The 24,841-nt window shown below is 40.3% G+C and carries 27 protein-coding genes; 16 read left to right on the forward strand and 11 right to left on the reverse strand.

The features are described 5' to 3' along the window. The first annotated feature begins 61 nt into the window (after positions 1 to 61). Genes ACSC9N_RS07455 through ACSC9N_RS07470 form a run of 4 tightly spaced genes read left to right on the forward strand, consistent with a single transcriptional unit; the run spans position 62 to position 3,770 of the window. Positions 62 to 571: a low molecular weight protein-tyrosine-phosphatase gene (locus ACSC9N_RS07455; RefSeq protein ID WP_010326817.1), complete on the forward strand. Its 510-nt coding sequence runs from the start codon at positions 62 to 64 to the stop codon at positions 569 to 571. Positions 572 to 584: 13 nt separating this feature from the next. Continuing rightward, a complete protein-coding gene (gene murB / locus ACSC9N_RS07460) occupies positions 585 to 1,622 on the forward strand; it encodes a UDP-N-acetylmuramate dehydrogenase (RefSeq protein ID WP_010326816.1) in 1,038 nt (345 codons plus the stop codon). A 4-nt stretch (positions 1,623 to 1,626) separates the two neighbouring features. After that, positions 1,627 to 2,739, forward strand: coding sequence for a YdcF family protein (locus tag ACSC9N_RS07465; RefSeq protein WP_010326815.1), 1,113 nt, complete (start codon positions 1,627 to 1,629; stop codon positions 2,737 to 2,739). Beyond that, a complete protein-coding gene (locus tag ACSC9N_RS07470) occupies positions 2,739 to 3,770 on the forward strand; it encodes an alpha/beta hydrolase (RefSeq protein ID WP_010326814.1) in 1,032 nt (343 codons plus the stop codon). Before ACSC9N_RS07465 ends, ACSC9N_RS07470 begins: the two co-directional genes overlap by 1 nt. Positions 3,771 to 3,828: 58 nt before the next feature. Here ACSC9N_RS07470 and ACSC9N_RS07475 read toward each other — a convergent pair whose 3' ends face one another. Continuing rightward, the gene (locus ACSC9N_RS07475; protein WP_010326813.1) at positions 3,829 to 5,499 is read right to left on the reverse strand and encodes an FMN-binding glutamate synthase family protein; all 1,671 of its coding nucleotides are present in this window, start codon (positions 5,497 to 5,499) and stop codon (positions 3,829 to 3,831) included. Positions 5,500 to 5,797: 298 nt separating this feature from the next. Between ACSC9N_RS07475 and ACSC9N_RS07480 the strand changes: the two genes are divergently transcribed. After that, positions 5,798 to 6,484 (forward strand): LuxR C-terminal-related transcriptional regulator, encoded by a 687-nt coding sequence (locus tag ACSC9N_RS07480; protein ID WP_004696942.1) that lies wholly within the window; start codon positions 5,798 to 5,800, stop codon positions 6,482 to 6,484. Next, the gene (locus tag ACSC9N_RS07485) at positions 6,481 to 8,379 is read left to right on the forward strand and encodes a sensor histidine kinase (RefSeq protein ID WP_010326812.1); all 1,899 of its coding nucleotides are present in this window, start codon (positions 6,481 to 6,483) and stop codon (positions 8,377 to 8,379) included. Before ACSC9N_RS07480 ends, ACSC9N_RS07485 begins: the two co-directional genes overlap by 4 nt. Positions 8,380 to 8,405: 26 nt before the next feature. On the opposite strand, the gene ACSC9N_RS07490 is transcribed toward ACSC9N_RS07485, so the two are convergent. Then, entirely contained in the window at positions 8,406 to 9,572 is a 1,167-nt protein-coding gene (locus tag ACSC9N_RS07490) for a ribosomal protein uL16 3-hydroxylase (protein ID WP_010326811.1), read from the reverse strand. A gap of 193 nt (positions 9,573 to 9,765) precedes the next feature. Between ACSC9N_RS07490 and ACSC9N_RS07495 the strand changes: the two genes are divergently transcribed. Then, the gene (locus ACSC9N_RS07495; RefSeq protein WP_010326810.1) at positions 9,766 to 10,188 is read left to right on the forward strand and encodes a hypothetical protein; all 423 of its coding nucleotides are present in this window, start codon (positions 9,766 to 9,768) and stop codon (positions 10,186 to 10,188) included. A 114-nt stretch (positions 10,189 to 10,302) separates the two neighbouring features. Here the strand turns inward: ACSC9N_RS07495 and ACSC9N_RS07500 are convergent, their stop codons facing one another. After that, positions 10,303 to 10,896: a Maf family protein gene (locus ACSC9N_RS07500; protein ID WP_010326809.1), complete on the reverse strand. Its 594-nt coding sequence runs from the start codon at positions 10,894 to 10,896 to the stop codon at positions 10,303 to 10,305. Beyond that, complete coding sequence (locus ACSC9N_RS07505; RefSeq protein ID WP_004984725.1) at positions 10,893 to 11,279, reverse strand: DUF2237 family protein; 387 nt, start codon at positions 11,277 to 11,279, stop codon at positions 10,893 to 10,895. Before ACSC9N_RS07505 ends, ACSC9N_RS07500 begins: the two co-directional genes overlap by 4 nt. Positions 11,280 to 11,418: 139 nt before the next feature. Between ACSC9N_RS07505 and ACSC9N_RS07510 the strand changes: the two genes are divergently transcribed. The 4 genes from ACSC9N_RS07510 (at position 11,419) to ACSC9N_RS07525 (ending at position 15,139) form a co-directional block, all read left to right on the forward strand. Beyond that, positions 11,419 to 12,609, forward strand: coding sequence for a phosphoglycerate kinase (locus ACSC9N_RS07510; RefSeq protein WP_010326808.1), 1,191 nt, complete (start codon positions 11,419 to 11,421; stop codon positions 12,607 to 12,609). A 148-nt stretch (positions 12,610 to 12,757) separates the two neighbouring features. Next, positions 12,758 to 13,033: a hypothetical protein gene (locus ACSC9N_RS07515; RefSeq protein ID WP_004696954.1), complete on the forward strand. Its 276-nt coding sequence runs from the start codon at positions 12,758 to 12,760 to the stop codon at positions 13,031 to 13,033. A gap of 121 nt (positions 13,034 to 13,154) precedes the next feature. Continuing rightward, the gene (gene fba / locus ACSC9N_RS07520; RefSeq protein WP_004984718.1) at positions 13,155 to 14,192 is read left to right on the forward strand and encodes a class II fructose-bisphosphate aldolase; all 1,038 of its coding nucleotides are present in this window, start codon (positions 13,155 to 13,157) and stop codon (positions 14,190 to 14,192) included. Between the two features lie 89 nt (positions 14,193 to 14,281). Continuing rightward, positions 14,282 to 15,139 (forward strand): DMT family transporter, encoded by an 858-nt coding sequence (locus ACSC9N_RS07525; RefSeq protein ID WP_010326807.1) that lies wholly within the window; start codon positions 14,282 to 14,284, stop codon positions 15,137 to 15,139. Positions 15,140 to 15,432: 293 nt separating this feature from the next. On the opposite strand, the gene nfsB is transcribed toward ACSC9N_RS07525, so the two are convergent. Beyond that, positions 15,433 to 16,086: an oxygen-insensitive NAD(P)H nitroreductase gene (gene nfsB / locus ACSC9N_RS07530; RefSeq protein WP_063454281.1), complete on the reverse strand. Its 654-nt coding sequence runs from the start codon at positions 16,084 to 16,086 to the stop codon at positions 15,433 to 15,435. A 301-nt stretch (positions 16,087 to 16,387) separates the two neighbouring features. On the opposite strand from nfsB, the gene ACSC9N_RS07535 reads away from it, so the two are divergent. Continuing rightward, a complete protein-coding gene (locus ACSC9N_RS07535) occupies positions 16,388 to 16,621 on the forward strand; it encodes a hypothetical protein (RefSeq protein WP_004696964.1) in 234 nt (77 codons plus the stop codon). Between the two features lie 252 nt (positions 16,622 to 16,873). Beyond that, the gene (locus ACSC9N_RS07540) at positions 16,874 to 17,101 is read left to right on the forward strand and encodes a hypothetical protein (protein ID WP_010326805.1); all 228 of its coding nucleotides are present in this window, start codon (positions 16,874 to 16,876) and stop codon (positions 17,099 to 17,101) included. 61 nt (positions 17,102 to 17,162) lie between these two features. On the opposite strand, the gene ACSC9N_RS07545 is transcribed toward ACSC9N_RS07540, so the two are convergent. Beyond that, positions 17,163 to 17,882, reverse strand: coding sequence for a UDP-2,3-diacylglucosamine diphosphatase (locus ACSC9N_RS07545; protein ID WP_010326804.1), 720 nt, complete (start codon positions 17,880 to 17,882; stop codon positions 17,163 to 17,165). A gap of 118 nt (positions 17,883 to 18,000) precedes the next feature. Beyond that, the gene (locus ACSC9N_RS07550; protein ID WP_004696971.1) at positions 18,001 to 18,510 is read right to left on the reverse strand and encodes a peptidylprolyl isomerase; all 510 of its coding nucleotides are present in this window, start codon (positions 18,508 to 18,510) and stop codon (positions 18,001 to 18,003) included. 235 nt (positions 18,511 to 18,745) lie between these two features. Between ACSC9N_RS07550 and ACSC9N_RS07555 the strand changes: the two genes are divergently transcribed. From ACSC9N_RS07555 to ACSC9N_RS07565, 3 genes are all read left to right on the forward strand, one after another. Beyond that, positions 18,746 to 20,464 carry a glutamine--tRNA ligase/YqeY domain fusion protein gene (locus ACSC9N_RS07555; RefSeq protein WP_010326803.1) on the forward strand — a complete coding sequence of 573 codons (1,719 nt, stop codon included), beginning with the start codon at positions 18,746 to 18,748 and terminating at the stop codon, positions 20,462 to 20,464. Between the two features lie 82 nt (positions 20,465 to 20,546). After that, positions 20,547 to 21,458, forward strand: a complete 912-nt coding sequence (locus ACSC9N_RS07560; protein ID WP_010326802.1) for a bestrophin family protein — start codon at positions 20,547 to 20,549, stop codon at positions 21,456 to 21,458. Between the two features lie 119 nt (positions 21,459 to 21,577). Continuing rightward, positions 21,578 to 22,039 (forward strand): SRPBCC domain-containing protein, encoded by a 462-nt coding sequence (locus ACSC9N_RS07565; RefSeq protein WP_010326801.1) that lies wholly within the window; start codon positions 21,578 to 21,580, stop codon positions 22,037 to 22,039. Here ACSC9N_RS07565 and ACSC9N_RS07570 read toward each other — a convergent pair. The 4 genes from ACSC9N_RS07570 to trmA form a co-directional block, all read right to left on the reverse strand. After that, complete coding sequence (locus tag ACSC9N_RS07570; RefSeq protein ID WP_010326800.1) at positions 22,033 to 22,572, reverse strand: lecithin retinol acyltransferase family protein; 540 nt, start codon at positions 22,570 to 22,572, stop codon at positions 22,033 to 22,035. The two genes, ACSC9N_RS07565 and ACSC9N_RS07570, sit on opposite strands and share 7 nt — an antisense overlap. A 202-nt stretch (positions 22,573 to 22,774) precedes the next feature. Further along, complete coding sequence (locus ACSC9N_RS07575; protein WP_010326799.1) at positions 22,775 to 23,023, reverse strand: hypothetical protein; 249 nt, start codon at positions 23,021 to 23,023, stop codon at positions 22,775 to 22,777. Between the two features lie 208 nt (positions 23,024 to 23,231). Further along, positions 23,232 to 23,456, reverse strand: coding sequence for a hypothetical protein (locus ACSC9N_RS07580; protein WP_004984703.1), 225 nt, complete (start codon positions 23,454 to 23,456; stop codon positions 23,232 to 23,234). Positions 23,457 to 23,698: 242 nt separating this feature from the next. Further along, on the reverse strand, positions 23,699 to 24,781 hold the full coding sequence (gene trmA / locus ACSC9N_RS07585; protein WP_010326797.1) for a tRNA (uridine(54)-C5)-methyltransferase TrmA: 1,083 nt from the start codon (positions 24,779 to 24,781) through the stop codon (positions 23,699 to 23,701). Between the last annotated feature and the right edge of the window lie 60 nt (positions 24,782 to 24,841).

Consider the following 24,841-nt stretch of genomic DNA (forward strand, 5'->3'; position numbering starts at 1 on the left):
GATTCATCCTCTAAATAACTTAACATAAGACACTTGAAAATAAAGCTGTTTCGAGGTGGTTATGTCATTCACAGCGCCCTATAAGGTGTTATGTGTCTGTTTAGGAAATATTTGTCGTTCTCCCACGGCAGAAGTAGTTCTCAGACATTTTTGTGATGCACATCAGCTCAACATCGAAATCGATTCGGCGGGAACCAGTAATTACCATCCCAACAAAGCACCTGACTTGCGTAGTCAAGAACATGCTTTAAAACGGGGCTATGATTTATCCAGTTTACGCGCACGACAGTTGCAGACCCGTGATTTTGTCCATTTCGATTTAATTTTGGCGATGGACTACAATAATTTTGACGATATTCAAGCGTTGTATCAAACAGCGCAAATTGAATTTGGTGCTCAACCTCTCCGCGCTAAAGTTGCACTGATGTCTGAACATGATGCGCAGTATCCGCAGCAAGCATTACCTGATCCTTACTATGGTGGCTTTGATGGTTTTGAACGTGTTATTGACCAATGTGAGTCAAGCAGCCAAGCGTGGGTCAGTATTTTTAAACAACAATTTGAACAGTAATTAAGGTTCGTGCATGCAAATCGAAACACAAAAACAGCTTAAACCTTTTAATACGTTAAGCTTAAATGCGATAGCCTCTCATTATGTTCAAATTCACAGTCCAGATGAGCTTGTAGAAGCATTGGATTATGCACAGCAACACGCTTTGAATGTCATGATTCTATCTGGTGGAAGTAATATGCTGCTTCCTGCACAAATTAATGCTTTGGTTGTGCATATGAACATTCTAGGCGTAGAAAACCTGTCTGAAGATGCAACTACCAAAACTATACGGGTCGGTGCGGGTCAAGTTTGGCATGACTTTGTGCTTTGGACGACAGAACACCATTTATTTGGCTTACAGAATTTGGCGTTGATTCCAGGCCTCGTGGGTGCATCTCCTGTACAAAATATTGGGGCTTATGGTGTAGAGGTCGGTGAGTTCATCGAAAGCGTGCAAGTCTATGACCGACAGTTGAAAACATTTAGCGATATTCAAGCTAAAGACTGTGCATTTAGTTATCGTCATAGTATTTTTAAAGATGATCCAAATCGCTATGTGATTACGCATGTGACCTTCAAGTTGTTGAAAAAAGAAGATTTGAAAATTAGCTATGGTGACTTAAAACAAGCCGTAGGTGATGAGCTAACAGCTTTTAATTTACAACAACAAGTGATTCAGATTCGTCAAAGTAAACTGCCTGATCCGAAAGAATTTCCAAATGTAGGTAGTTTTTTTAAAAATCCAATTATTAGTCAGCAAACTTATGACCTTTTAGCCGAACAATTTGAAAAATTGCCACATTATCCGCAGCCGAATGGTGATGTTAAAATTGCAGCAGGTTGGTTGATTGATCAATCAGGCTGGAAAGGTAAGCAGCTTGGTGTGGTCGGGATGTTTGCCAAACAAGCCTTGGTTTTAGTGAATTATGCCAATGCAGATTTGAACGATGTACAGAGCACATACCGTGCAGTACAGCAGGATGTGTATAATAAATTTAAAGTTTTGTTGGAACCTGAGCCTGTGCTATTTAATTCAGCGGGTCTCATCCAATCTTATCAGGATCGTTAAAAGTATGAGTAAAACCCATAAAATGGTACGTTTAATGCAAATCACTTCGGTGCTGTTTGCATTTTTCGGCTGTTTAATGATTTTTATTTATACGCCTTTTTATTCTAAGCTGATTGTGGCGACATTGAATACCTTTGTCCCTGTAGACGTCAATGAAGTTGCAGCACAAAGTCAAAAAATGGCGGCACTCAGTGAGCAAGAAAGCTTAGAACCGGGCTCTGATTTGTGGATTGCCCGTCAAGCGTACTTACAGTTGATGGAAGAGCAAATCAAAGAACATAATTCGCAAAACCTAACCACGATTCAGGCACGTTATAAAGCACTACAACAGTTAATTATTTCTGAACAGCGTGAAGAGCAAGAAAAAGAGCAAAAGCCTCAAATTCCTTTGGTGATTGAGACAGCAAGTTCTGAGGTTGACCCGACTGAAAATGTCAAAGAACTGCTAGAGCTGAATAGCAAAGAAAATAAAGCCTTGATGGAAAATTATCTCGACTTTTTAAAAACGCATAAAGTAGAGACTGTAGAGGAAGAGCCGATAGATGAACAAATCTATCAGGACATCGCACAAATACATGCACAAAATGAAGAGAGAAAAGCGGCATTAAACATGCCGAATGCCATAGTCGTTTTGGGTGGTGGATTAACTTTAGATAAAAACCGTAAAGATATTGTGGTGAATGAATATACGCGACTACGTCTTGAAACCACATTGCAGGTCGAAAAACAGTTCAAGCTGCCCATTGTGCTTAGCGGTGTCGAAGCCCCGTATATGCAAAAATGGTTAAAGGCACGTGGAGTCGATGCGAAACTATTGGAAGATCGTAGTATGAATACCTGCGAAAACTCGCGCTTTAGCTCTTTGCTGTTGCAGAAAAAAGGTGGTGCGCCTAGAGTGATTTTAATTACAGATCAATATCATATGCCACGTACACGCCGTTTATTTGCTTTAAATGGTATCGAAACACAGCCCATTGAGGCGCCTATGCCGACTCAATTAACCCAATGGCGTCCAAGTGAACAAAATTATGATCATAGTCGCCGTGCCAATTATGAAATGCTCGCAACGATACGCGATGTACTGTTGGGTTCGAGTGACTGTAGGGAGATTCCATAATGCCTGAACTTCCTTTTTTAAATCCATCTGTACTCAAACAGCTTGAACTTCCTGTGCCGAGTCGTGAGACGACACCACAGCTTCTAATGCCTTTGAATCTAAACCAGCCGTATGAGGCATCGGTGGAGATGGTGTCTTATCGTCGTTTATATGGTTTAGACGCATTGGACTGTGACCACTGGCAAGGTTATGTTCAAATGCCTTTGTTTAAGCTGCATGTCCAAGTTTTTGCACCAAAAATCGAAAAAATTAAAGGTACAGTCTGTCTGTTGCATGGTTATTTAGAGCATAGCGGAATTTACCAACCCATTATTAAAGAACTACTTGACCAAGGCTTTAGTGTACTGACCTATGATCTTCCAGGGCATGGACTCAGTGATGGATCACCCGCGAATATCCAAAATTTTGATCATTATCAAGATGTGTTACATGCTGTGGTGCGCTATGTCAAACATGCAGAACAGCTACCGCAACCGTGGCTAGGCATAGGGCAGAGCACGGGTGGTGCGATTTTGATGCATCATTTGCTTGAGTTTGCCGAACGCCGTGAAAACCCTTATGTGCAACGTGTTTTGTTGTTGTCGCCACTCATTCGGCCTGCAAAATCCGCTTGGTGGCATAACTCGGTTGGATTAGGCATTATTCGTCGGATTAAACGCCAAGTACCGCGTCATTTTAGGCGGAATAACCATAACCCTGAGTTCTTACGTTTTGTCCGTTTAAAAGATCCGTTACAACCTCGCATGATGGGTATGGACTGGATTTTGGCTATGTCCAAATGGATGTTGGAAATGGAGCAACGCCCAGCCTGTCGCATTCCTGTCTGGTTAGCTCAAGGTGCGCTGGATCAGACGGTAGACTGGCGTTATAACATTGAGTTTATTCGTGAAAAGTTCCGCTTACAAACTTTATTGATGTTGGAGGAAGGTTCGCATCAATTGATCAATGAACGTTCGGATATTCGTGCGGCCTTAACAGGACTAATCCCAGCCTTTTTACATGCACAGGGTTCATCAAGTGGATATTACTAACATTCTGTGATTTCTGTTATCGAAAATAAAAAGGAGGCTAATAGAGCCTCCTTTTTATTTAGAAATGTTCTAATTTGGACATATTCCACATACGGAAATAGAAGTTCTCTTCATCTTTATTTTCACAAGACAGCAGCTCACCATCTTTTAACCAAAAATGTAGCTGCGCATAGTTTCGAATTTCTCGGTCATTAATGCGCTGCGCTAAATGGCGCGCTTTAATTTCTGCTGGATGTTTTAAGCCCGCTGAAGCAATCATTTCTGAAAGTGCCTTTAATGTGTTGTCATGAAAATGCAGCACGCGTTCGGCTTTGGTGGGCACATGTAGTGCTTTTTGACGCTCTTTGTCTTGTGTCGCAACACCGACTGGGCATTGGTTGGTATGACAACTTTGCGCTTGAATGCAGCCCACTGCGAACATAAATCCTCGTGCAGAATTGACCCAATCTGCACCAATTGCCATGGTACTAGCAATATCAAAGGCACTAACCAATTTGCCACTGGCACCAATTTTGATCTGATCACGTAAACCCGCACCGACCAGTGTGTTGTGTACGAAAAGTAAGCCTTCACGTAGTGGTACGCCCATATTGTCTATCAGTTCGATAGGTGCTGCACCTGTACCGCCTTCGGAACCATCTACAACAATAAAATCAGGAATAATTTGAGTATGTAGCATGGCCTTAACAATACTCATAAACTGCCAAGGCTGACCAATACACAGCTTGAAACCGACTGGTTTACCTTCAGATAACTCACGCAGTTTTTGAATAAAATGCATCATCTGAATTGGCGTTTTGAAGGCAGAGTGACTCGAGGGAGAAACACAGTCATGATCGCGACTGACGCCACGTATTTCAGCAATCTCTTCAGAAATTTTATCTTTCGGTAGAATCCCGCCATGACCGGGTTTTGCTCCCTGAGAGAGCTTGATTTCGATCATTTTGACTTGAGGTCGTTTGGCTTGAACGGCAAATTTTTCAGGGTCAAATTGGCCATCTAGAGTACGGCAGCCAAAATAACCACTGCCTAACTCCCAAACAATATCGCCTCCATACTCAAGATGGTACGGACTTAAACTGCCTTCGCCAGTATCATGGTAAAAACCACCCATTTGCGCTCCTTTGTTTAAAGCGCGAATGGCATTGGCACTCAGGCTGCCAAAACTCATGGCTGAAATATTGAAAATAGAAGCACTATAAGGTTGTGAACATTGCGAATTGCCCACCAAAATACGGAAGGTTTTAGGGTCAGCAGGTGTGCATGGGCTCAGTGAATGAGTCATGAAGCGGTAGTTGTCTGCATAGACATCGATAATGGAGCCGAAGGGTTTATCTGCATTTTGGTTTTTTGCACGTTGATAGACCAAACTGCGTTGCATACGCGAAAAAGGCAGTGCGTCTTGATCGGCCTCAATAAAATACTGGCGAATTTCAGGGCGAAAATCTTCAAAAATAAAACGAAAATGCCCCATAATCGGGTAGTTCTTTAAGATCGAATGTTTATTTTGTAAAACATCATGCAAGCCAACAAGACTCAGTAAACCTGTTATCAGCCAAATACTGTTTAGTAAAGTGTCTGAAATAAAATAATTAATATAGATGGGGGTATGACTATAATGAAAAAAAGAAATGCTCAAAAAAATAAAAATACACAGTAGCCAAATGGAGTGCCGTGAAAAAAAAGTATTGAGTAATTTATGACGTATGGATTGAGCAGGGCTAGACATATGGCTGGGCATCCTTCCAGATTGTTTAAACCTAATGTGCCAAGTCTCTGTTTCATCTACAAGTAATAAATTGTTGTTACGCCCGTTATTATTTGCTGTGGGAATCCAATATTAAAATTATGGATAAATTTTATACAGATTGATATCTTTCAGAATTTAAAGTATATAAAATGAATATGAATAAGCGCTTATTGTTCAAAAGAAAAAATTATAAATTACTTACTTCTAGGGATAGGTTAGGCCAAGTTTGCATCGGTATAGTGTGGTTGAAGAATGATAAGAAAGAGGGGAAGCTTCAGTGAAAAATAAGGAAACTGTTTTGCCTGCACCTGTTTTAATCGTGGAAGATGAAGCCATGATTCGCTCGCGCCTAGATCTGATCCTGTCGGAACTGGGCTATAGTCAAGATATGCTGATTTTTGCTAAAAATTTAGCTGAAGCCATGCAAATTATTGCATCACAACCGATTTCTTTAGCTTTAGTTGATTTAGGGTTGCCTGATGGAAATGGCATCACCTTAATTGAAAAACTTAGAGAGATAGACGAAAGCGCCTTAATTTTGGTGATTTCTGCATGGAGTACACAGCAAAGTTTATTTGCCTCAATTAAGGCAGGAGCAAATGGCTATGTATTGAAAGAACGTGATGATGCCGAAGTGCTGATGTCCATACGGAGTATTTTGCGCGGCGGAGCGCCAATTGATCCCTTTATTGCTCGCGAAATTTTAAATCAAATCTCAACCTCAAATACCCCCCAAACTGAGCGTGTAGAGCAGTTGGATGGTCAGGACTATGATCAACTGACCAATCGAGAAACTGAAATTCTCAATTTGGTGGCACAAGGCCTGAGTAACCGCGAAATTGCTGAGCAATTATTTGTTTCGCGCTATACCGTTGAAAGCCATATTAAGCATATTTACCGCAAGCTTTCTGTTTCAAAAAGAACCAAAGCAGTCAGCACTGCGCGTTCTTTAGGTATTTTATGAGAAATGGCTGGCTGAGCATTTTTGTCACACTGTGTTTGTGTGTGCTTAGTTTTGCCAGTTCCGCACAAACCAACTTTGCTGTTAGTCCAACTTGTAAAGTGAATGTCGATAAAATTTCTGCGGTGAAAACAAGTTCTATCGATGTTGTTCCGAAGACGGGATGGGTAGAGGTCAAAAACCCTGACGTGTGGACAGAACGCTGGCCACATTACGATGGCGGCGTTTGGTACCATTTTAATTGGCATTGGAGTTGTAACGACAGTAATGAACTGAAGCAGCCTTTAGCATTTTCTGTGGAAGGCATGAGTAGTGCAGGCGCTGTTTTTTTTAATCGAAACCTGCTTTGGAAAGATAAGCATTTAGTTGAACCCCTATCAAAAAGCTGGAATACTCCGCGTTTTTGGATCCTTCCTGTCGAAAGCTTAAAACAAAAAAACAATGACATTTGGGTGTATGTGGTTGGTAATAGTTATGAAAGTCCGGGTTTAGGCAAACTAGAATTTTCTGATATCACAACAGCATATGATAAACAACAAAAAAGAATTTGGAACAAGAGAGCACTGTTTCAAGTCAATTTAGTCATTTCCACCACCTTAGGTTTGGTGTGCTTTGTCATTTGGTTTTTTAGACGCAATGAAACGACATTTCTGTGGTTTTCTGTTAGCTGTTTGTTTTGGGTCTTGTTTATTTGGAATGTCATCAACCGAGAAGTGTTTCCTTATCCAAACTCCCTGTGGGTCATGAAAACTAACCTGACTTTTTTTGTTTTATACAATGTTTGCTTTTGCATTTACCTGCTGCGTTTTGTAAGAACAAAGTTTGCTGAGTTAGAAAAAACCTTATTTTTAGTTGCTGCGGTGTGTATTGTTACCATCTTATTTATCCCGAGCTTGATGGTTAATATCGTAACTGCGGTGATTTTCTTATTGTGCATTGTGCTCTTTATCGTATCATTCTTTTTTGTGATTTATCGTGCTTATAAAACGAAGCGCCCTGATTATATTTTATTGGCTGTTTGTTTAAGCGTGATTCTTATAGTTATGCTTTACGATATTTCACTACTTTTTGATGGGCATATTAATGACCATCAGCCTTTGTCGCCGTATACCTCACCGGTGATCACTTTTTTTATTGTGATTATTCTCGCAACACGGTTAGATAAAAATATCAAAAAAATACAAAGATTTAATAGTGAACTTGAGCAACGAGTGAGCTTTGTGACCAGTAACCTGTCCTCTAGTTTATATGCTCGACACCAATTAGAGCTTGAAAATGTCCGCTTACAAGAGCGTATTCATTTAGCACATGATTTGCACGATGGTTTGGGTGCATCTTTGGTTCGTTCCATGATTTTGGTGGATCAGAGCTCCAGCACCATGTCGAATCAACAATTTTTATCCATCCTCAAATTGCTTCGAGATGATTTAAGACAAATTATTGACAGCGGGTCTTTAACCAATAACAAAACGCCAGATAATCCTGTGTTATGGATTGCTCCTGTTCGGCATCGGTTTAGTCAGATCATGGATGAGTTGGACATTGAGGCGACTTGGAGCATTCCAGAGGCATGGGAAATACAACCGACAGCACTACAATGTTTGACTTTAATTCGTGTGCTTGAAGAAAGTTTGACCAATATTATGAAGCACAGCCAAGCACGGCATATTGATGTAAAAATGTATTATCCAAGTACAACTCACTTGGTCATGATTATTCAGGATGATGGCGTAGGTTTTAATGTGGAGTGTGTGCTTAACCACGGGATGGGCATTGGTATGCGCAGTATGAAAATGCGTTTAGAAAAAATTGGTGCTGAGCTCAATATCGAATCAGAAAAAGGCTGTACCAAAATTATTGCCAGTTTAAGGTTTGGTGAGGGAGAAAGTGCTGAGTAGATTAGATTCCTCAGCACTTGGTTTGCTTAAGCTTCGTCAGGTGGGAGTAGCATTAAGACGGATTCGTTCATCAGCATTGCAATGTCTTCTAGAATATCGGCATCATATAAGCTTTCATCAAGTAACAGTGCTTCACCATCTGCTAAATTCTTGAGTAATGGTGCAAATTGCTCCGAAATGCATAGCCCTTCACCGTTGGCCCAAAATAAGAATTCATCTTCATCGTGAGTATAAAGTAGGCGAGAAGCAGGTTCTAAGATCAGCTGATAGCCTTGGTCTAAAATACCTTCTAAATCTCCTGTGCCAATTTCTTCAGCTTCAGGAATATTTTCAGGGTATTTCGGCTCTGACATCAAGGTCATAATAGCATCTTCAAGTAAAGTTGAGTTTTGCAGCTGAGCCAAAATTTCTGCCTTTAAATAATCCAATTCGTTTTGTGTTAATTGACCGATCGGACTTTGTTGGTCACGAACAATATCGAGTAAAGGATTACGTAGCAGAGCGTTATCAGACAGTTTGTCGCCTACACGGTCTACCATGTCGGTGACGTTTGGCATACGGAAGCCAAAAGAGAAAGTCAGGCAGTCATCTTCGGCTACACCAAAATGTGATAAACTTGGTGGTACATAAAGTAGATCACCTGGTGCTAATACTTCGTCAAAATGTACGTCAATTTCAGGTAGTAATTTTAAAGGTTGGCCTGCAACAATCTCAGATTCAGCATCGCACATTTGACCCAATTGCCAACGACGGTGTCCATAACCTTGAACTAAAAAGACATCGTAAAAGTCAAAATGCTTTCCGACAGAGCCACCTTTAGGCGCATAAGACACCATGATGTCATCACGGCGCCACTGCGGAATAAAAGGAAATTTTTTCCACAGTGCTGCTAAGTCAAAAGAGTAGTGATCTACGGCTTGAACCAATAAAGTCCAGAGTTTTGGCATCTTTTGGAAATCAGCTTTTAACAGCGGTGAAGACTTTACCGACCACTGATTTGGGTCACGGTCTTTTTGTTTGATGAGACGAGCTGTGACATTTTCATCTAAAGCCAGTTCCATAATATCGCTAGGTTCTAAAATATTGATAATTTCAGGCAGCGCGTTACGGACCAGTAATGGCTTTTTTTGCCAATATTCGGCAAGGAATTGTTCAGCTGTAATACCGCCAAGAACATCAAGAGATTGGGACATGAAAATAGCCTAAGCAAATTTAAAACAATATTGTGACTATTGTCTTATGATCGAAGGCCTATGTGCAAGTATCGTTAGATTTATTTAAATGCGCTTGGTTGATTTAAATAAATTGAGTTTGTCTGAGTCGTTATGATTGCAGGCATCAAAATTTTTACAGCATAATTGGTCTAAAATATAGTGAAGAAAAATAATGTTAAGTAAAGAAGATGCCGAGAAAATGGCGAATGAGATATTGCAAAAAGAAAGAGAGAAAAGTCAGTCCAAATTAGCGAAAAAATCATCCTCAATCGATAGGATATACAAAACAAAAGATTTGGCTAAGGTGCCGCAATATCAGCATATCTTACTTTTTAGACAAGCCAAAAGTCTCGCTGAAGATCATCCGCTATATAATAAAATGTGGTATGGCTATTTGGTATTGGCATTGTTATTTGTCAAATATCTCTTTAGACAGAGGGAAAGTGTGAGTAGCTTTGACCCTAATAATATTGGTCTATTTTCCTTTCTTATTCTTTTTATGCTGATTACGCTGTACCGTAGTCTATTAATTCGAATGTATTTTAAACGACTCATTCAAGCTTATCTCTCAGTAAATTCGTCTAAAAATCTTTGAGCGATTGGTCATATATTAATATTTATGCTGTTGTTAAATTTAATGCTCATAAACGAACAGCAACACCTGCTGCTGTTCAATTTATTGGGAATTAACTAAAAATACTTCTAATAATTATGGCACAAGCACTTTTAATTCACGCAGAATATGACACAACTGAATCATAGGCATACCCATCAACGTGGTTTGATCTTGTCCTATCATTTGTTCAAATAAGCTGATACCAAGGCTTTCACACTTGAAGCTTCCTGCACACATCAGTGGCTGTTCAACGTCAACATAACGCTGAATTTCAGGTAGTCCCAATTTACGGAACTTAACTTTATAATGTTCAACCAGACTACGCTCAAAACCTGTTGAGTGTTGCTGCACGCTGAGTGCGGTACTGAAGTAGACAATTTTGTCCGAATTGGCCTGTAGCTGTTTAATGGCTTTTTCAGTACTCAAAGGCTTACCAATAAAAATATCGGGTGCACCTTCACGCCATGCCACTTGATCTGAACCAATCACGATTGCTTCAGGATTTTGTGACGCAATGACATGCGCTTTTTCAAAAGCAAGTCGCTTGGCTAAATCATCGGCATGGCTTTCACCACGAGGCGATTCGTTTATATCAGGGACAACGCAGCGGTAGTCTAGACGTAAACGGTTCATGAGGTCTTTACGAGTTTGACTGCTTGATGCCAAGATAATTTCTGAAGTATTCATTCGACTGCATATTCCATAAGCACATTCAGCGGGACATAGGACAGTACAGCTTGATGGCAAGCTTGAACTTTAACAGGAGGCGCAAAACCGGCCTGATAAGCTTCTACCCAACGGGTCACACAGATACACCAAAAATCACCAGGTTGTAGACCTGGAAAGTCAACTTCAGGCACAGGGGTAATGAGATCATTACCTACACGCTGCGAAAAATTTAAAAACTCAGAGGTCATTTCGACACAGATCGTGTGTTGTCCCAAATCAGAAGGTGCTGTATGACAAAAACCATTACGGAAATATCCAGTGATCGGGGAATAACAACAGCTGGCTAAAGGTTCACCCAAAACGTTTAAACGGTTTAGATTTGGATCAGGATGAATAGACATAAATGCTAAATCTAGTGAGACTTTTCACTATGATAGCAAAACTTTGCCTTTCGTTTGCTTTTCTGCAAAAGAAGCTAACCTTTTTCTGCATAATCATTTAAAATCGATGCGATTTTTATATATAGAAAGAGAGCTCTACATGAATTTTCAGCGTATGACTGACCTCGATTTAACGGGTAAACGTGTTCTTATTCGCGAAGATTTAAACGTTCCTGTTAAAAATGGTGTGATTACAAGCGATGCACGTTTACGCGCCGCTTTACCAACAATTAAAGCAGCGTTAGCACAAGGCGCAGCCCTAATGGTTTATTCTCACCTTGGTCGTCCAGTTGAAGGTGAGCCAAAACCAGAACAATCATTAGCACCTGTTGCTGCGTATTTGACTGAAGCATTGGGTCAAGACGTTCAATTAGTGACGGACTATCTCGATGGTGTTGAAGTTACAGCAGGTCAAGTGGTACTCCTTGAAAACTGCCGTTTTAACGTGGGTGAAAAGAAAAACAACCCAGAACTTGCTGCAAAATATGCAGCACTTTGCGATGTATTTGTGATGGATGCATTCGGTACAGCGCACCGTGCAGAAGCATCAACTGAAGGTGTGGCACGTTTAGCGAAAGTTGCAGCGGCTGGTCCTTTATTGGCAGCTGAGTTAGATGCACTTGGTCGTGCATTACAAACACCTGAAAAACCAATGGTTGCTATTGTTGCGGGTTCTAAAGTATCGACTAAGTTAGATGTGTTGACATCACTTTCTGACATTTGTGATCAATTGATCGTGGGTGGTGGTATTGCCAATACCTTCTTGGCAGCAGCAGGCTTCAATGTCGGTAAATCATTGTGTGAAAATGATTTGATCGATACAGCAAAAGCGATTGCTGCAAAAGTTTCTGTACCTCTTCCAACAGATGTTGTCGTGGCAGATGCTTCTGAAATCGATTTTGCAGACTTCTTGGGTTCATTGGCTGCTGCTAAAGCAGTCGTGAAAAAAGTTGAAGATGTGACTGACAATGACATGATTTTGGATGTAGGTCCAGAAACAGCAAAAGCATTTGCAGACATTTTAAAAACGTCAAAAACGATTCTTTGGAATGGCCCAGTGGGCGTATTTGAGGTTGATCAATTCGGCGAAGGCACAAAAACTTTATCTTTAGCGATTGCTGAATCTGCTGGCTTCTCTATTGCAGGTGGTGGTGACACTTTAGCTGCTATTGATAAATACGAAGTTGCAGACAAAATTGGTTATATCTCAACTGGTGGTGGTGCTTTCCTTGAGTTTGTTGAAGGTAAAACACTTCCAGCAGTTGCAGCGCTGATAGAGCGTGCACAATAATTATTGTGTGCTAGTGCTGTTGTAAAAAGGTTGACTTCGGTCAACCTTTTTTATGAGCTTAACAAATCTATTCATCATTCAGTCATGAAAATGAAATAATGCTGAAATAAACTACAGGGCATTAAATCATCTGTTCTAGGAAAACATTATGAATTTAAAAATGACCCTTGCTGCACTTTTGTTAGCACCATTGGCACTGACTGCTTGTAAGAAAAATGAAGCACCAGAGCAAACCGCTGCGGCATCTGAAACAGCAGCAGTTGAAGAAGCTGTAACGGCTGAACAACAAGCGGCAATTGATGCGATTGATCAGCCAGAATTGGATGAAAAGAACAAAGACATTCCTGCTGAAGTTGCAAATGCACCTGCAGATGCTGCAACTGCCGATCCTGCGGTAGAGGCTTCGGCTGCTACAGCACACTAAATACACGCGAATTTCGTAAAAAGTCCCTGCAATTGCGGGGATTTTTTTTAAATAGTGTTATTTGTTGCTGAATTGAAACCTTTGAGCATGTAGAATATGTCGCATCAACTGGGAGGACATTATGGCTCTTATTTCATTGCGCCAGCTCTTGGATCACGCCGGCGAACATGCTTACGGCGTACCAGCATTCAACGTAAACAACTTAGAACAAATGCGCGCAATCATGCTTGCAGCAGATGCGACAAATTCACCTGTTATCGTACAAGCATCAGCGGGTGCGCGTAAATATGCAGGCGCTCCATTCTTACGTCATCTTATTTTGGCTGCAATTGAAGAATGGCCACACATTCCAGTGGTAATGCATCAAGACCATGGTACAGATCCAGACGTTTGCCAGCGTTCAATTCAATTGGGTTTTTCATCTGTAATGATGGATGGTTCATTGGGTGCAGACGGTAAAACACCAACAACGTATGAATACAACGTTGATGTAACACGTCGTACAGTACAAATGGCGCATGCATGTGGTGTTTCAGTTGAAGGTGAAATCGGTTGTTTAGGTAGCCTTGAAACTGGTATGGCGGGTGAAGAAGATGGCGTAGGCGCTGAAGGTGTTCTTGATCATTCTCAACTTTTAACTTCAGTTGAAGAAGCACGTCAGTTTGTTGCAGATACCAATGTAGATGCACTTGCAATTGCGGTGGGTACTTCTCACGGTGCATATAAGTTCACTCGTCCACCTACAGGCGATATTTTGGCGATTGACCGTATTAAAGAAATTCATGCGGCGCTGCCAAATACCCACCTTGTGATGCACGGTTCAAGCTCTGTTCCGCAAGAATGGTTAGCGATCATTAACCAGTACGGCGGCGACATCAAAGAAACTTATGGTGTTCCTGTTGAGCAATTGGTTGAAGCAATCAAGCACGGTGTACGTAAAATCAACATCGATACCGATTTACGTTTAGCATCTACAGGTGCAATGCGCCGTATGATGGCTGAACAACCAAGCGAATTTGATCCGCGTAAATTCTTTGCAAAAACTGTTGATGCAATGAAACAGATCTGTGTTGATCGTTATGAAGCTTTTGGTACTGCGGGCAACGCCGACAAGATTCGTCCAATTTCTTTAGAGAAAATGGTTGATCGTTATAAATAATTCTTTTTGAATGATTTATATTGGAAAAGCCCACCCTGATGTGGGCTTTTCTATGTGTGTAATCCAAGTGACAATAATAAGAGTGTGCTATGGAACTGATATTTGCTGCGGCCTGTTGTAGTGTGGTGGTCTCCATTCTTTTAAAATGGGGCAAAAACAAAGGATTTGATCCGATCCAGATGATCAGCTGGAACTATGCTTCAGCCAGTTTACTGTGTTACGTCTGGTTTAAACCTGACCTAAGCCACGTTTCTGTTTCAAATACTCCGTGGTGGCTGATTATAGCACTTGGTGTCTTGTTACCGAGTGTATTTTTATTTTTAGCCAAGTCTTTGCAATATGCAGGCATTGTCAAAACAGAAATCGCACAGCGTTTGTCGGTGATTTTATCTTTATTGGCGGCTTATTTTATTTTTCAAGAACAGTTTAATCAGCTCAAAATTATCGGGGTAGTCTTGGGGCTTGCCGCCGTGATGTGCATTTTATTTACCAATGCCTCTGGTGGTGGAGAAGGTCAAAAACAGGCTGTGTGGTATTTAGCACTAGTCTGGTTTGGTTATGCGCTGATTGATGTCTTACTCAAATATACAACAGGGCTGGGTGTGCAGTTTTCCGTTGCGTTAAACCTGATGTTTATTTGCGCGTTTTTATTGTCAGTCGGTTATGTTGCTGTGACCACGAAAAATATCGGCTTAACCAAGAACGTCTTGGCAGGTTTATGTCTTGGCGTGTTGAACTTTGCCAATATCGCACTTTATGTCAAAGCTCATCTGTTACTCAAGGACAGCCCAGCGGTGGTCTTTGCAGGCATGAATATTATGGTGGTGCTGTTAGGCGTATTCAGCGGACTACTGTTCTTTAAAGAGAAGCTCAAACTCGCAACAGCAATCGGATTGGTGTTGGGTATCACAAGCGTGGCTTGTTTAGCTTATGCAATGTCTGTTTAAAATAGATCTGCACAAAGGAAAAAGGGTGTTTGAGTAGATCCTCAATCACTGCAATTCCCAATAACAGCCCTGGTTGCTCACAATTGGGGCAATCGGGATAGTGAGGGCGCATGATATGTTGATACTGACCTAAATAGATTTTATTGCAATGTGCACATTCAAATTTCATCGGTATATTGGGCTTAACAGACATCAGCAACCTCACTTTTTTTGTTTTGGCATTGAACATGATGAAGCAATTTTCAGGCCCAAAATATAAAAGGGACTGAAGTCCCTTTTATAAACAAATAGCATTACAGCTGCGTGAAAATATCTTCTTTGCTTAAGCGAGACTTTGGCAATTTTGCATTGAAGTCAGCATCACTACGATAGCCTAGTGTGAGCAATACAGAAGGGATTAGACCTTGTTCGGCTAAACCTAGCTCTTCACTAATAATGGATTCATTAAAACCACCAATTGGCGTCGCATCAATTTTTTCAATACCTGCAGCCAATAGAATTTGACCTAAAGCAATAAAGGTTTGGTTTTCGGCCCAACGCTGCACATCACCTTTTTCATTGCGGTAATAGTTGACATAACCTGAACGACTGTCTTTTTGGCCTTGCTTAGCGGCATCATCTTTAAAACGACCATGTAGGTCATCTTGATGCAATAAATTTTCCAAATGTTGCTCAGAAATATCGGCTTTGGTACAAAATAAAATTGTATGTGATGAATCTAGTACTTTGGGAGCATTGTATGCGTATTTACCCACCAGTGCTTTTGCAATTCGTTCTTTGGCGTTTGTGTTTTCTGCAATGAAAAAATGCCAAGGTTGGATGTTGATAGACGATGGCGTCAAGCGGAGAATTTCTAATAATCGAGCAAACTGTTCATGAGGGATCTTTCTATTTGGGTCATAAGCTTTGGTGGTATAACGACTTTTTGAAATATTTAGCAGATCCATAATCGCACTCGATTTATTGTTGATGTCTGATTCTAACCGATGAAAGGAGACTTGTGATCACGCTACAACTCGAACAGACTTAGATTTTAGTTGAAAAAGGCATACAGACTTAGTTCGTTATCATTATTGAATAACGAGTGTGTTACTCAATTTCTATGGGGGAGAGGCAGTTAGTATGTAATCAAAGCTGGGTGTAAGTTACTCGTTTTGTTTTTATGTGACATTGAGATAGTAATTGCGTTGCAATCAAATCTATAAAGTGGTTGAATTACTTCTTTAAAATAATGAACATACTGTATAAATGTTTGATCTAGAACCTAAAAATATCAAAGCTAAAATCCGACAACAGTCTTTAACGAAAGTTTTTACGGTGTTGATTTTTGGTTTGAGTATTTTAATTATTGTGTCAGAATATCAAAAATATAGTGAATGGAATTTTAAGTTTCTAGTGATTGCTGTGGCTGTCATGGTTTGGAATTATAAGTTGGCTCGTGAAATTAAAAATTTAAAAGATCAAAATACCGATGTGCCTTAAACAAATCATTTTCTGGTTTATGCTAGTATTTACCCAAAGTGAGCTACTTTTGCTTAAATCTTGACAACCTAGTATAATGAAGACTACGAGTAGGTATTGTTCCTACTTTTCTATGATATAGCTGATTGTGATCTATCTGAGTTCAGGCATTTGACTTGAATATCATCATTGTAACTACAGAATTATTATTCAAAACCCGTTTTATTAATCTCTTTGTTCCATCACAAAAAGCTCACTTAGTGAGTTAAAATTTTGACAACTTTAAATACATGGCGTGTTGCTACAGCCGTAAATGGTAGTGAAATCAATGTAAAATTGGTGCCACTTAAACGTCAACAGAATACAAATCAGGGTTTAATCTGGGTTGAAGTGGGGCATATGATTCAACTTGAATCTGGCGAAACTCTTCCAATGAACTTAGATGGTTTGAGCTTTTATACTGGTGTTAATCAATTGTATCGTCTAAATGAGTTGAACTAAGGCGATAAGTACTTGAGTTAGCATTATGTATAATATTGATTGGTATAGTAAAAAAATGGCATTAATACTGCCATTTTTTTAATGCCAAATTTTGTAGATGATTATTCGCATTAATTTCTAAAATCTGAGCGGAATCTTCTTTCCAGTCACCAAGTACAATTCTCTTTTTTCCATCGACATCATGAATATTGGCGCGGTGGGTGTGTCCGTGAATCAGTAAATCCACATTGCTTAATGCGACCTGAACTGCGCTTGGGTTAACATCCATAACTTCATAGCTTTTAAACTGTTGCGCTTGACGGCTTTTTTTACGGAATCCATTGGCCAGTTTTTGTCTAAAGCCAAGCGGTGTACTTTTTAAAAACTTCAACAGAAGTGGATTACGGATAATTTTACGAAAGCGCTGATAGGATACGTCATCCGTGCAGAGCAAATCACCATGTTCAATACGAATGGTGTAATCTGAAAGTTCGAGTGTGCATACTTCGGCTAACAGTTGACCATTAAATTGGTCGAGGAACTGTTGTCCTAGGGCAAAATCACGGTTACCTGTTAAGAAATAGATGTGATTGCCTGCATTTGAAAATTGTTTTAAGGCGCGAATGATTTCATCTAGCCAAGGGGCTGTGTAGTCGTCGCCAATCCATGCATTGAACCAGTCGCCTAAAATATACAGCTGAGTGTTCTTGTTTTTATAAGCCTCTAATAAATCTAAAAACCCCCGAACGAGTCGAGGGTGATCTGGTGACAAGTGTAAATCAGCGATAAACAAATAGGTCACGGAAGTTTCCTTTTAAAAACCCCTCCCGACCTCTCTTTAATAAGGGAGGATAATCTCATGTTCGAATGAGAGTCTAGCTCCCTCCTTTATCAAAGGAGGGCTGGGGAGGATTTAAAAATTACTCAGAAATGATCTTAGCAGATTCAATCACAACGTTCTCAAGCGGAACGTCAGCGTGGTAGCCACGGTTACCAGTACGAACACCTTTAATTTCGTTTACTACGTCTAGGCCTTCAGTTACTTTACCGAAAACTGCATAACCCCAACCTTGTGCATTTTTGCCAGAGTGGTTAAGGAAAGAGTTATTACCCACGTTAATAAAGAACTGAGCAGATGCAGAGTGAGGTGCTTGTGTACGCGCCATTGCAATTGTACCAAGGTCATTGGTTAAGCCGTTATCAGCTTCGTTTTCAATTGCATCACGTGTTGCTTTTTCTTTGAAGTTTTCATCCATACCACCACCTTGGATCATGAAACCATCGATCACGCGGTGGAAAATTACGCCGTCATAGAAACCGTCACGTACGTATTCTAAGAAGTTAGCAACAGTGATTGGTGCTTTTTCGTTGTTAAGTTCAAGAACAATACGACCTTTATTGGTGTTTAATTCGACTTGAGGAAAACTCATTGTGTAATCTCCTAATCATGGACATCAAAGCCATGGGTTTTTTGGTTGTGAGAAGCATAAGCAAACTGTAAACTACAAGGCAAGTAAAAACGTTATTTTCTTTGTAAAATAGATCAAATATCGTTTAAGGGGCTGTAAAATATTCATAAATCGACTGATAGATCAGTTAGAATTATGCTCGTATAGCAGGACCCTATTTTTCCTTAATTTTTTTCATCAAAGTGATTTTTAAACTATGAAGCCGAATGATGTTGTTTCAACACTGCCAAATAACCCGACACCAAGTAACAATGCCTCTGTCGCAGCGCAGCAAGAACAACAGCCAGGCTTAGATTTTGTTCGCCAAGTGATTACCGAAGATTTGGCTGAAGGTCGTACGCAAAAAGTAGTCACGCGTTTCCCGCCAGAGCCGAATGGTTATTTACACATTGGTCACGTGAAAGCAATTTGCTTGAACTTTGGTATTGCCAACGAGTTTGATGGTTTTTGCAACCTACGTTTTGATGACACTAACCCAGATGCAGAAGAACAAGAATATGTAGATGGGATCGTCAATGACGTTAAATGGTTAGGTTTTGAGTGGAATGGCGAACCACGCTATGCGTCAAGCTATTTCGATCAACTCCATGCATGGGCGGTTCAACTGATTAAACAGGGTGATGCTTATGTTGATTTGCAGTCACCTGAAGAAATTCGTTTGAACCGTGGTAACTTTATTGAGCCGGGTAAAAACTCGCCTTACCGTGATACTTCAGTTAAAGAAAACCTTGCGCGTTTTGAAAAAATGAACAATGGCGAGTTTGCAGAAGGCGAAGCTGTTCTGCGTGCCAAAATTGATATGGCATCTCCAAATGTGCATATGCGTGATCCTATTTTGTACCGTGTACTCCATTCAGAGCATCACCAAACAGGTGATAAATGGAAAATGTACCCAATGTACGACTATGCGCATCCATTATCCGATGCAATCGAAGGCATTACTCACTCATTATGTACTTTGGAATTCCAAGATCACCGTCCGTTTTATGACTGGGTGGTTGAGAAAGTACACTCGGAAGCAGTACCACGTCAGTATGAATCTAGCCGTTTAAATATCGACTACACCATTACCTCTAAGCGTAAATTGCGTAAATTGGTTGAAGGTGGTTATGTTAATGGGTGGGATGACCCGCGTATGCCAACTGTTGTAGGTATGCGCCGTCGTGGTTTTACCCCAGAAGGCCTACGCGACTTCTGTAAGCGTGTTGGTGTGTCGAAGTCAGACGGTATTGTTGATGTTGCAATGCTTGAATATTGCATCCGTCAGTCTCTAGAAAATGTTGCGGCGCGTGGTATGGCGGTGTTGAACCCACTTAAAGTTACGCTCACCAACTTGCCTAATGATATGGATTTAACCCATTCACGTCATCCAAATGTAGATATGGGTGAGCGTGTGATTCCGTTAACATCTGAAATTTACATTGACCGTAAAGACTTTGAAGAAGAGCCACCAAAAGGCTTCAAACGTTTAATTCCTGGTGGTGAAGTGCGTTTGCGTCATGCTTATGTCATTAAGTGTGATGAAGTAATTAAAGATGAAAACGGTGAAGTTGTTGAGTTGAAATGTTCAATCGACCCTGAAACTTTGGGCAAAAATCCAGAAGGTCGTAAAGTTAAAGGGGTGATTCACTGGGTATCTGCGACCAAAGGTATTCCTGCAGAAGTCCGTATTTATGATCGCCTGTTTACAGAGTCGGACCCTGAAGTGGGAGATGATTTCTTAGCGAACTTGAACCCTGATTCGTTGAAAATTGTACACGCGGTGATTGAGCCTGCATTGGCGCAAGCACAGCCTGAAGACCGTTTCCAATTTGAACGTGAAGGTTATTTTGTTGCAGATCAATACGACCATACAGCAGAGAAGCCTGTGTTTAACCGTATTTTAGACTTAAAAGACAGTTTTAAGCCTAAATAAGCGCTGTTTGCTTGATGTGGATATAGATATAAGGCTCAACCTCGGTTGAGCCTTTTCGTAGCGAAACCAATAGGAATACACTGTGATCGTTCGAGATAAAACCAATAGCTTTGCATTACTCTTTGCTTGGCGTGGCACCATTTTACCGAAAGTGTTTCCTGCGCTGATGGTTGGTGTTTTAATTTCAACTCTGTTGGTTTATCTAGCGACTCAACATTACGTGACAGCTCCTGCAGTGCCTGTCATTGGTTTTACTGTATTTGGCGTCATTCTTTCGATTTTCTTAAGCTTTCGAAATACAGCGTGTTATGACCGTTGGTGGGAAGGACGTAAGCTATGGGGCGCAATGATTGCCAACGCACGGCATATGATCCGTGATAGTTATGTCTTAAATGATGCAGAGCGTACAGTTTTGATGTATCGCGTGATGTTATTTAGCCATTTGCTTCGAGATCGTTTACGGCAGCAAAGTCATACCTATGACCACTATCAAGCCAAAGTTCAACTGACGGTAGAGCAGTGGAAAATATTGGATACGCATATTAATCCACCGCAATATCTATTAGAGCTTACGCAGAAAGATCTGGCGGCGTTGTATAAGCGTGGTGAGATTAGCGATATTATTTACAGTATGCTGACCAAGCATACGGTGGCAATGGGGGATATTCACGCTGGTTGTGACCGTATTTCATCTACACCTCTGCCATTTTCTTATTCGGTTTTGTTACACCGTGCCGTGTACTCTTTCTGTCTCATTTTACCTTTTAGTTTAAGTTCCAGTCTTGGTTTTTGGTCACCTGTGATCGTGGCCTTAATTGCCTATCTCTTATTGGGTTTAGATGCGCTAAGTGCAGAGTTAGAAGAACCTTTCGGGCTTCAGGAAAATGACTTGCCTTTAGATGCTATTGTGCGGGGCATAGAGCGTGAAATGCTCAGTTCTTTAAATGAATCCTTGCCAGAACCAGTAAGTGCGCATAGAGCCAATTTAAGTTAAAGCAGTAAACAAATCCATAACAGAAAATGAGTGGATTGCCTGAGCCATAACAAATTTTCGATATGATTGGTTTGTTGAGATGTGCTATCACTAAGTTTAAAAGTGATAGGGATATAACAATGACTACCGTGATCGAAACTCAGATGTTGATTCGGCGTTCTGTCAATATTGTGTTTAATGCTTTTATTGATCCACTCATAACCACCAAGTTTTGGTTTAGTCAGTCTTCGGGCTATTTAGAAAAAGGCGCAATGGTCGATTGGACATGGGATAAATACCAAATTACACACTCGACTCATGTCCTACAAGTCGTTGAAAATGAGCTGATCTGCATCGAATGGGGCACGCCTAAAACTAAAGTAGATTTTGTATTTGAAAAAATCGACAGCATGAATACCTATGTGATCATTCGAAACTATGATATTGAGTTACAGGGTAATGAGCTGATTCATTATGTGATGGATGCAACAGGTGGCTTTACTACAGTGCTAGATGGTGCCAAGGCATGGCTTGAATACGATATCCAGCTCAACTTGGTTGAAGATAAATTTCCACCTTTTGAACTGCGTTCACATCAGTGATCTTTTTTAGAGCGCTCTTCTTTAAACTCAAAATAGTTCCCAAGCTGCTGTTTGGCCTTATCACGTAATTTCTTTTTGATATACAGCACCAAGGCAAAACAGGTGGTGGTCAGCGTTAACATTAGGCTGTTCATGAAACTCATCATAGAGCTAACATAGCCAATAGTAGTAAGTCGGTGCATCATCTTGATGACTTGTGGGCTACTTTCAACGCCTGTAATGGCCCACGTGCACAAGTGTTCACAGTTATTGATAATAAGATGGTAGTTGTTTTCATGCATGCGTGAGCGCATACGGCGAACCACTTTACGGCCTTTATATTTGGGGTCTTGGTACTGATTGACTGTAATTTTACGTCCGTGGCTAAAGTTCTCGATGGAAGTGATTTCAATCGGATGCTTTTTAAAAAGATGTGCAAAACCTGAATAATGGATCACACGTCCACGCCCCGCATATATGCCGTGATGCGTATAGCCAAAATGTTTGACTATAAGATGAGCCCCCAAGGGGTAGTGGACTTTTTGTTGTTGCATGCCTAATACGTGCTAATTCATTACAGTTGTCTTTTATCTGTATTTTAAAGCTTCTGCTGGGAATTAGCGACTGTTTAGTGGGTTTTCAGTTATTTGAGTTTACGATGATAGAAATAAAAGAGACCGATTGGAAAGGAGCATCTAGCTTTTCTGATTACATTAAAAAAGGATGCAAGCATCCTCTTTTAAGATGAAGTAGTGTTTATTGATCCACTAGACCTAAAAGTGAGTTTTGGGTACTGCACATGCGTGTTGCTTCTTCAGTGTTCATCGCTTTCACGTCTTCTTCAAATTTCTTTTTTTGTTCTTTGAGTTGTTCTTCAGGTAAACCCATTTGCTCGGCAAGTTTTTCCATTTTTTCCCAAGACTCAACACAAGCTTTCGGCATCTTGCTACATGCTGTTAAAGATAAAAGGGTAATACATGTGCTGATTATGAGTGGTTTTTTCATTACTTAACCTTTTAATTTTCAAACATTATTGATTTTTATATTGAGCCTGTAAGGTAACAAAAATTTAAGACTTTGTATAATATTTAAACGTGCAAAGTGTGCTGTGCTTCATATACCGTGGTTTTTTATAAGGCGAATGATGTACAGACATTAAAAAAGGCACTTAGATCAATTTAAGTGCCTTTTTGATGAATATTCAGTGACTCTACTACTGTAGAGGTCGATGCTGAAGTTCATTTAACTCCTTACGGCCATAGCCACGAGAAGCTAATACTTTTTTAATCCCAACAATCACGTCTTCATCGGTCGCTGTTTTAAGCTTTTCGATGAGCTGTTCATTGGTTTTACAAGAGCAGTCATTTTCAACACAAGCAATTTGATTTTTATGCTCGTTTTGCTGTTCATTTGAAAACAGCTTTTGCCAAAAACTCATATAGACTTCATTTACAACCTAACATAGGGTGAAATATAACCAATCTGTAAAATAATGCAAGTCAGCGTGAGAGATAAAAGCAGCGATCGATGTCGAAAAATTCCGATTATAGCGCAAGGTATTAACGTTATTATGACAGTTGAAATACTTGCATTTTATATAAGCTTATCTTTTTTCATGAAAATTAAAAAAGAAGCTCATTTGAGCTTCTTTTTTATACGGTTTGAGTTGCAACAAATTGTTTAAATTTTTTCCAGCAAAACCCCAGACTCGACATGATGCGTATAGGGGAATTGGTCAAACAACGCAAACTGTGAAATTTTATGGGTTTGGCTGAGTGTTTGTAAGTTGTCATGCAAGGTGTCAGGATTACACGAAATATAGATGATTCGTTCAAAACGCTGAATCAATTTTAAGGTTTCATCATCAATACCCGCACGCGGTGGGTCAACAAACACCGTATCGAATTCATAGCTGCTCATATCGATATTTGCTTCTTGTAAGCGACGGAATTCGCGCTCGCCGTTATAGGCTTGTGTGAAGTCTTCTGCCGATAAACGCGCGACTTGAATATTATCGATGTGGTTTTGTTCGATGTTCCACTGTGCTGCATACACAGAGGACTTAGCTAGCTCAGTGGCTAAAACACGGTTGAAACGGGTTGAAAGCGGTAGGGTAAAGTTACCATTGCCGCAGTAAAGTTCTAACAAATCTTTGTTCGACTGCTGTGCAGCATTACAGGCCCATTCGAGCATTTTTTGGCAGACTTGCGCATTGGGCTGCGTAAAGCTGCTTTCAATTTGTTTGTACTGATATTTGCGCTCAAAAACTTGTAGTTCTTCCACCACAAATTCATCAGTGAGTACCACTTTTTGACCACGGCTACGGCCAATCAACTTAATATTTAATTTTTCTGAAAGTTGTTTGGCTAAAACCTGCCATTGTTCATCGAGTGGGCAGCGATAAATCAGTGAAACCAGCATTTCACCCTTTAAGGTTGCTAAGAAATGCACTTCAAATAGGCGTTTTGAGAGGAGATCATTGCTTTTCAATGCTGCCAATAAAACAGGCATGAGCTGATTAATACTGGCATCAGCGATTGGGAAGTCATCAATACGAATGACTTTTTTCTGATTGTCTTCATCGCGTTCAAACATGGCATAAAACATATCATCTTCGGTATGCCAAATACGGAATTCTGCACGCATGCGAAAGTGTTTTTCAGGAGATTGAAAAACTTCAAGCGAAGGTGGAGTGAGTTCAGCAAATTGAGCTGTAATTCGTTCAATTTTGGCGTCAAGTTGTTGTTGATAAGAAGAAGTCATATGCAGTAAAAATCGCAAACATATAGAAAAAAGAGATGGTAACAAAGTTTGCCGAATTAG

The sequence above is a fragment of the Acinetobacter sp. PC34 genome, assembly GCF_051789135.1.
GTDB lineage: Bacteria > Pseudomonadota > Gammaproteobacteria > Pseudomonadales > Moraxellaceae > Acinetobacter > Acinetobacter johnsonii.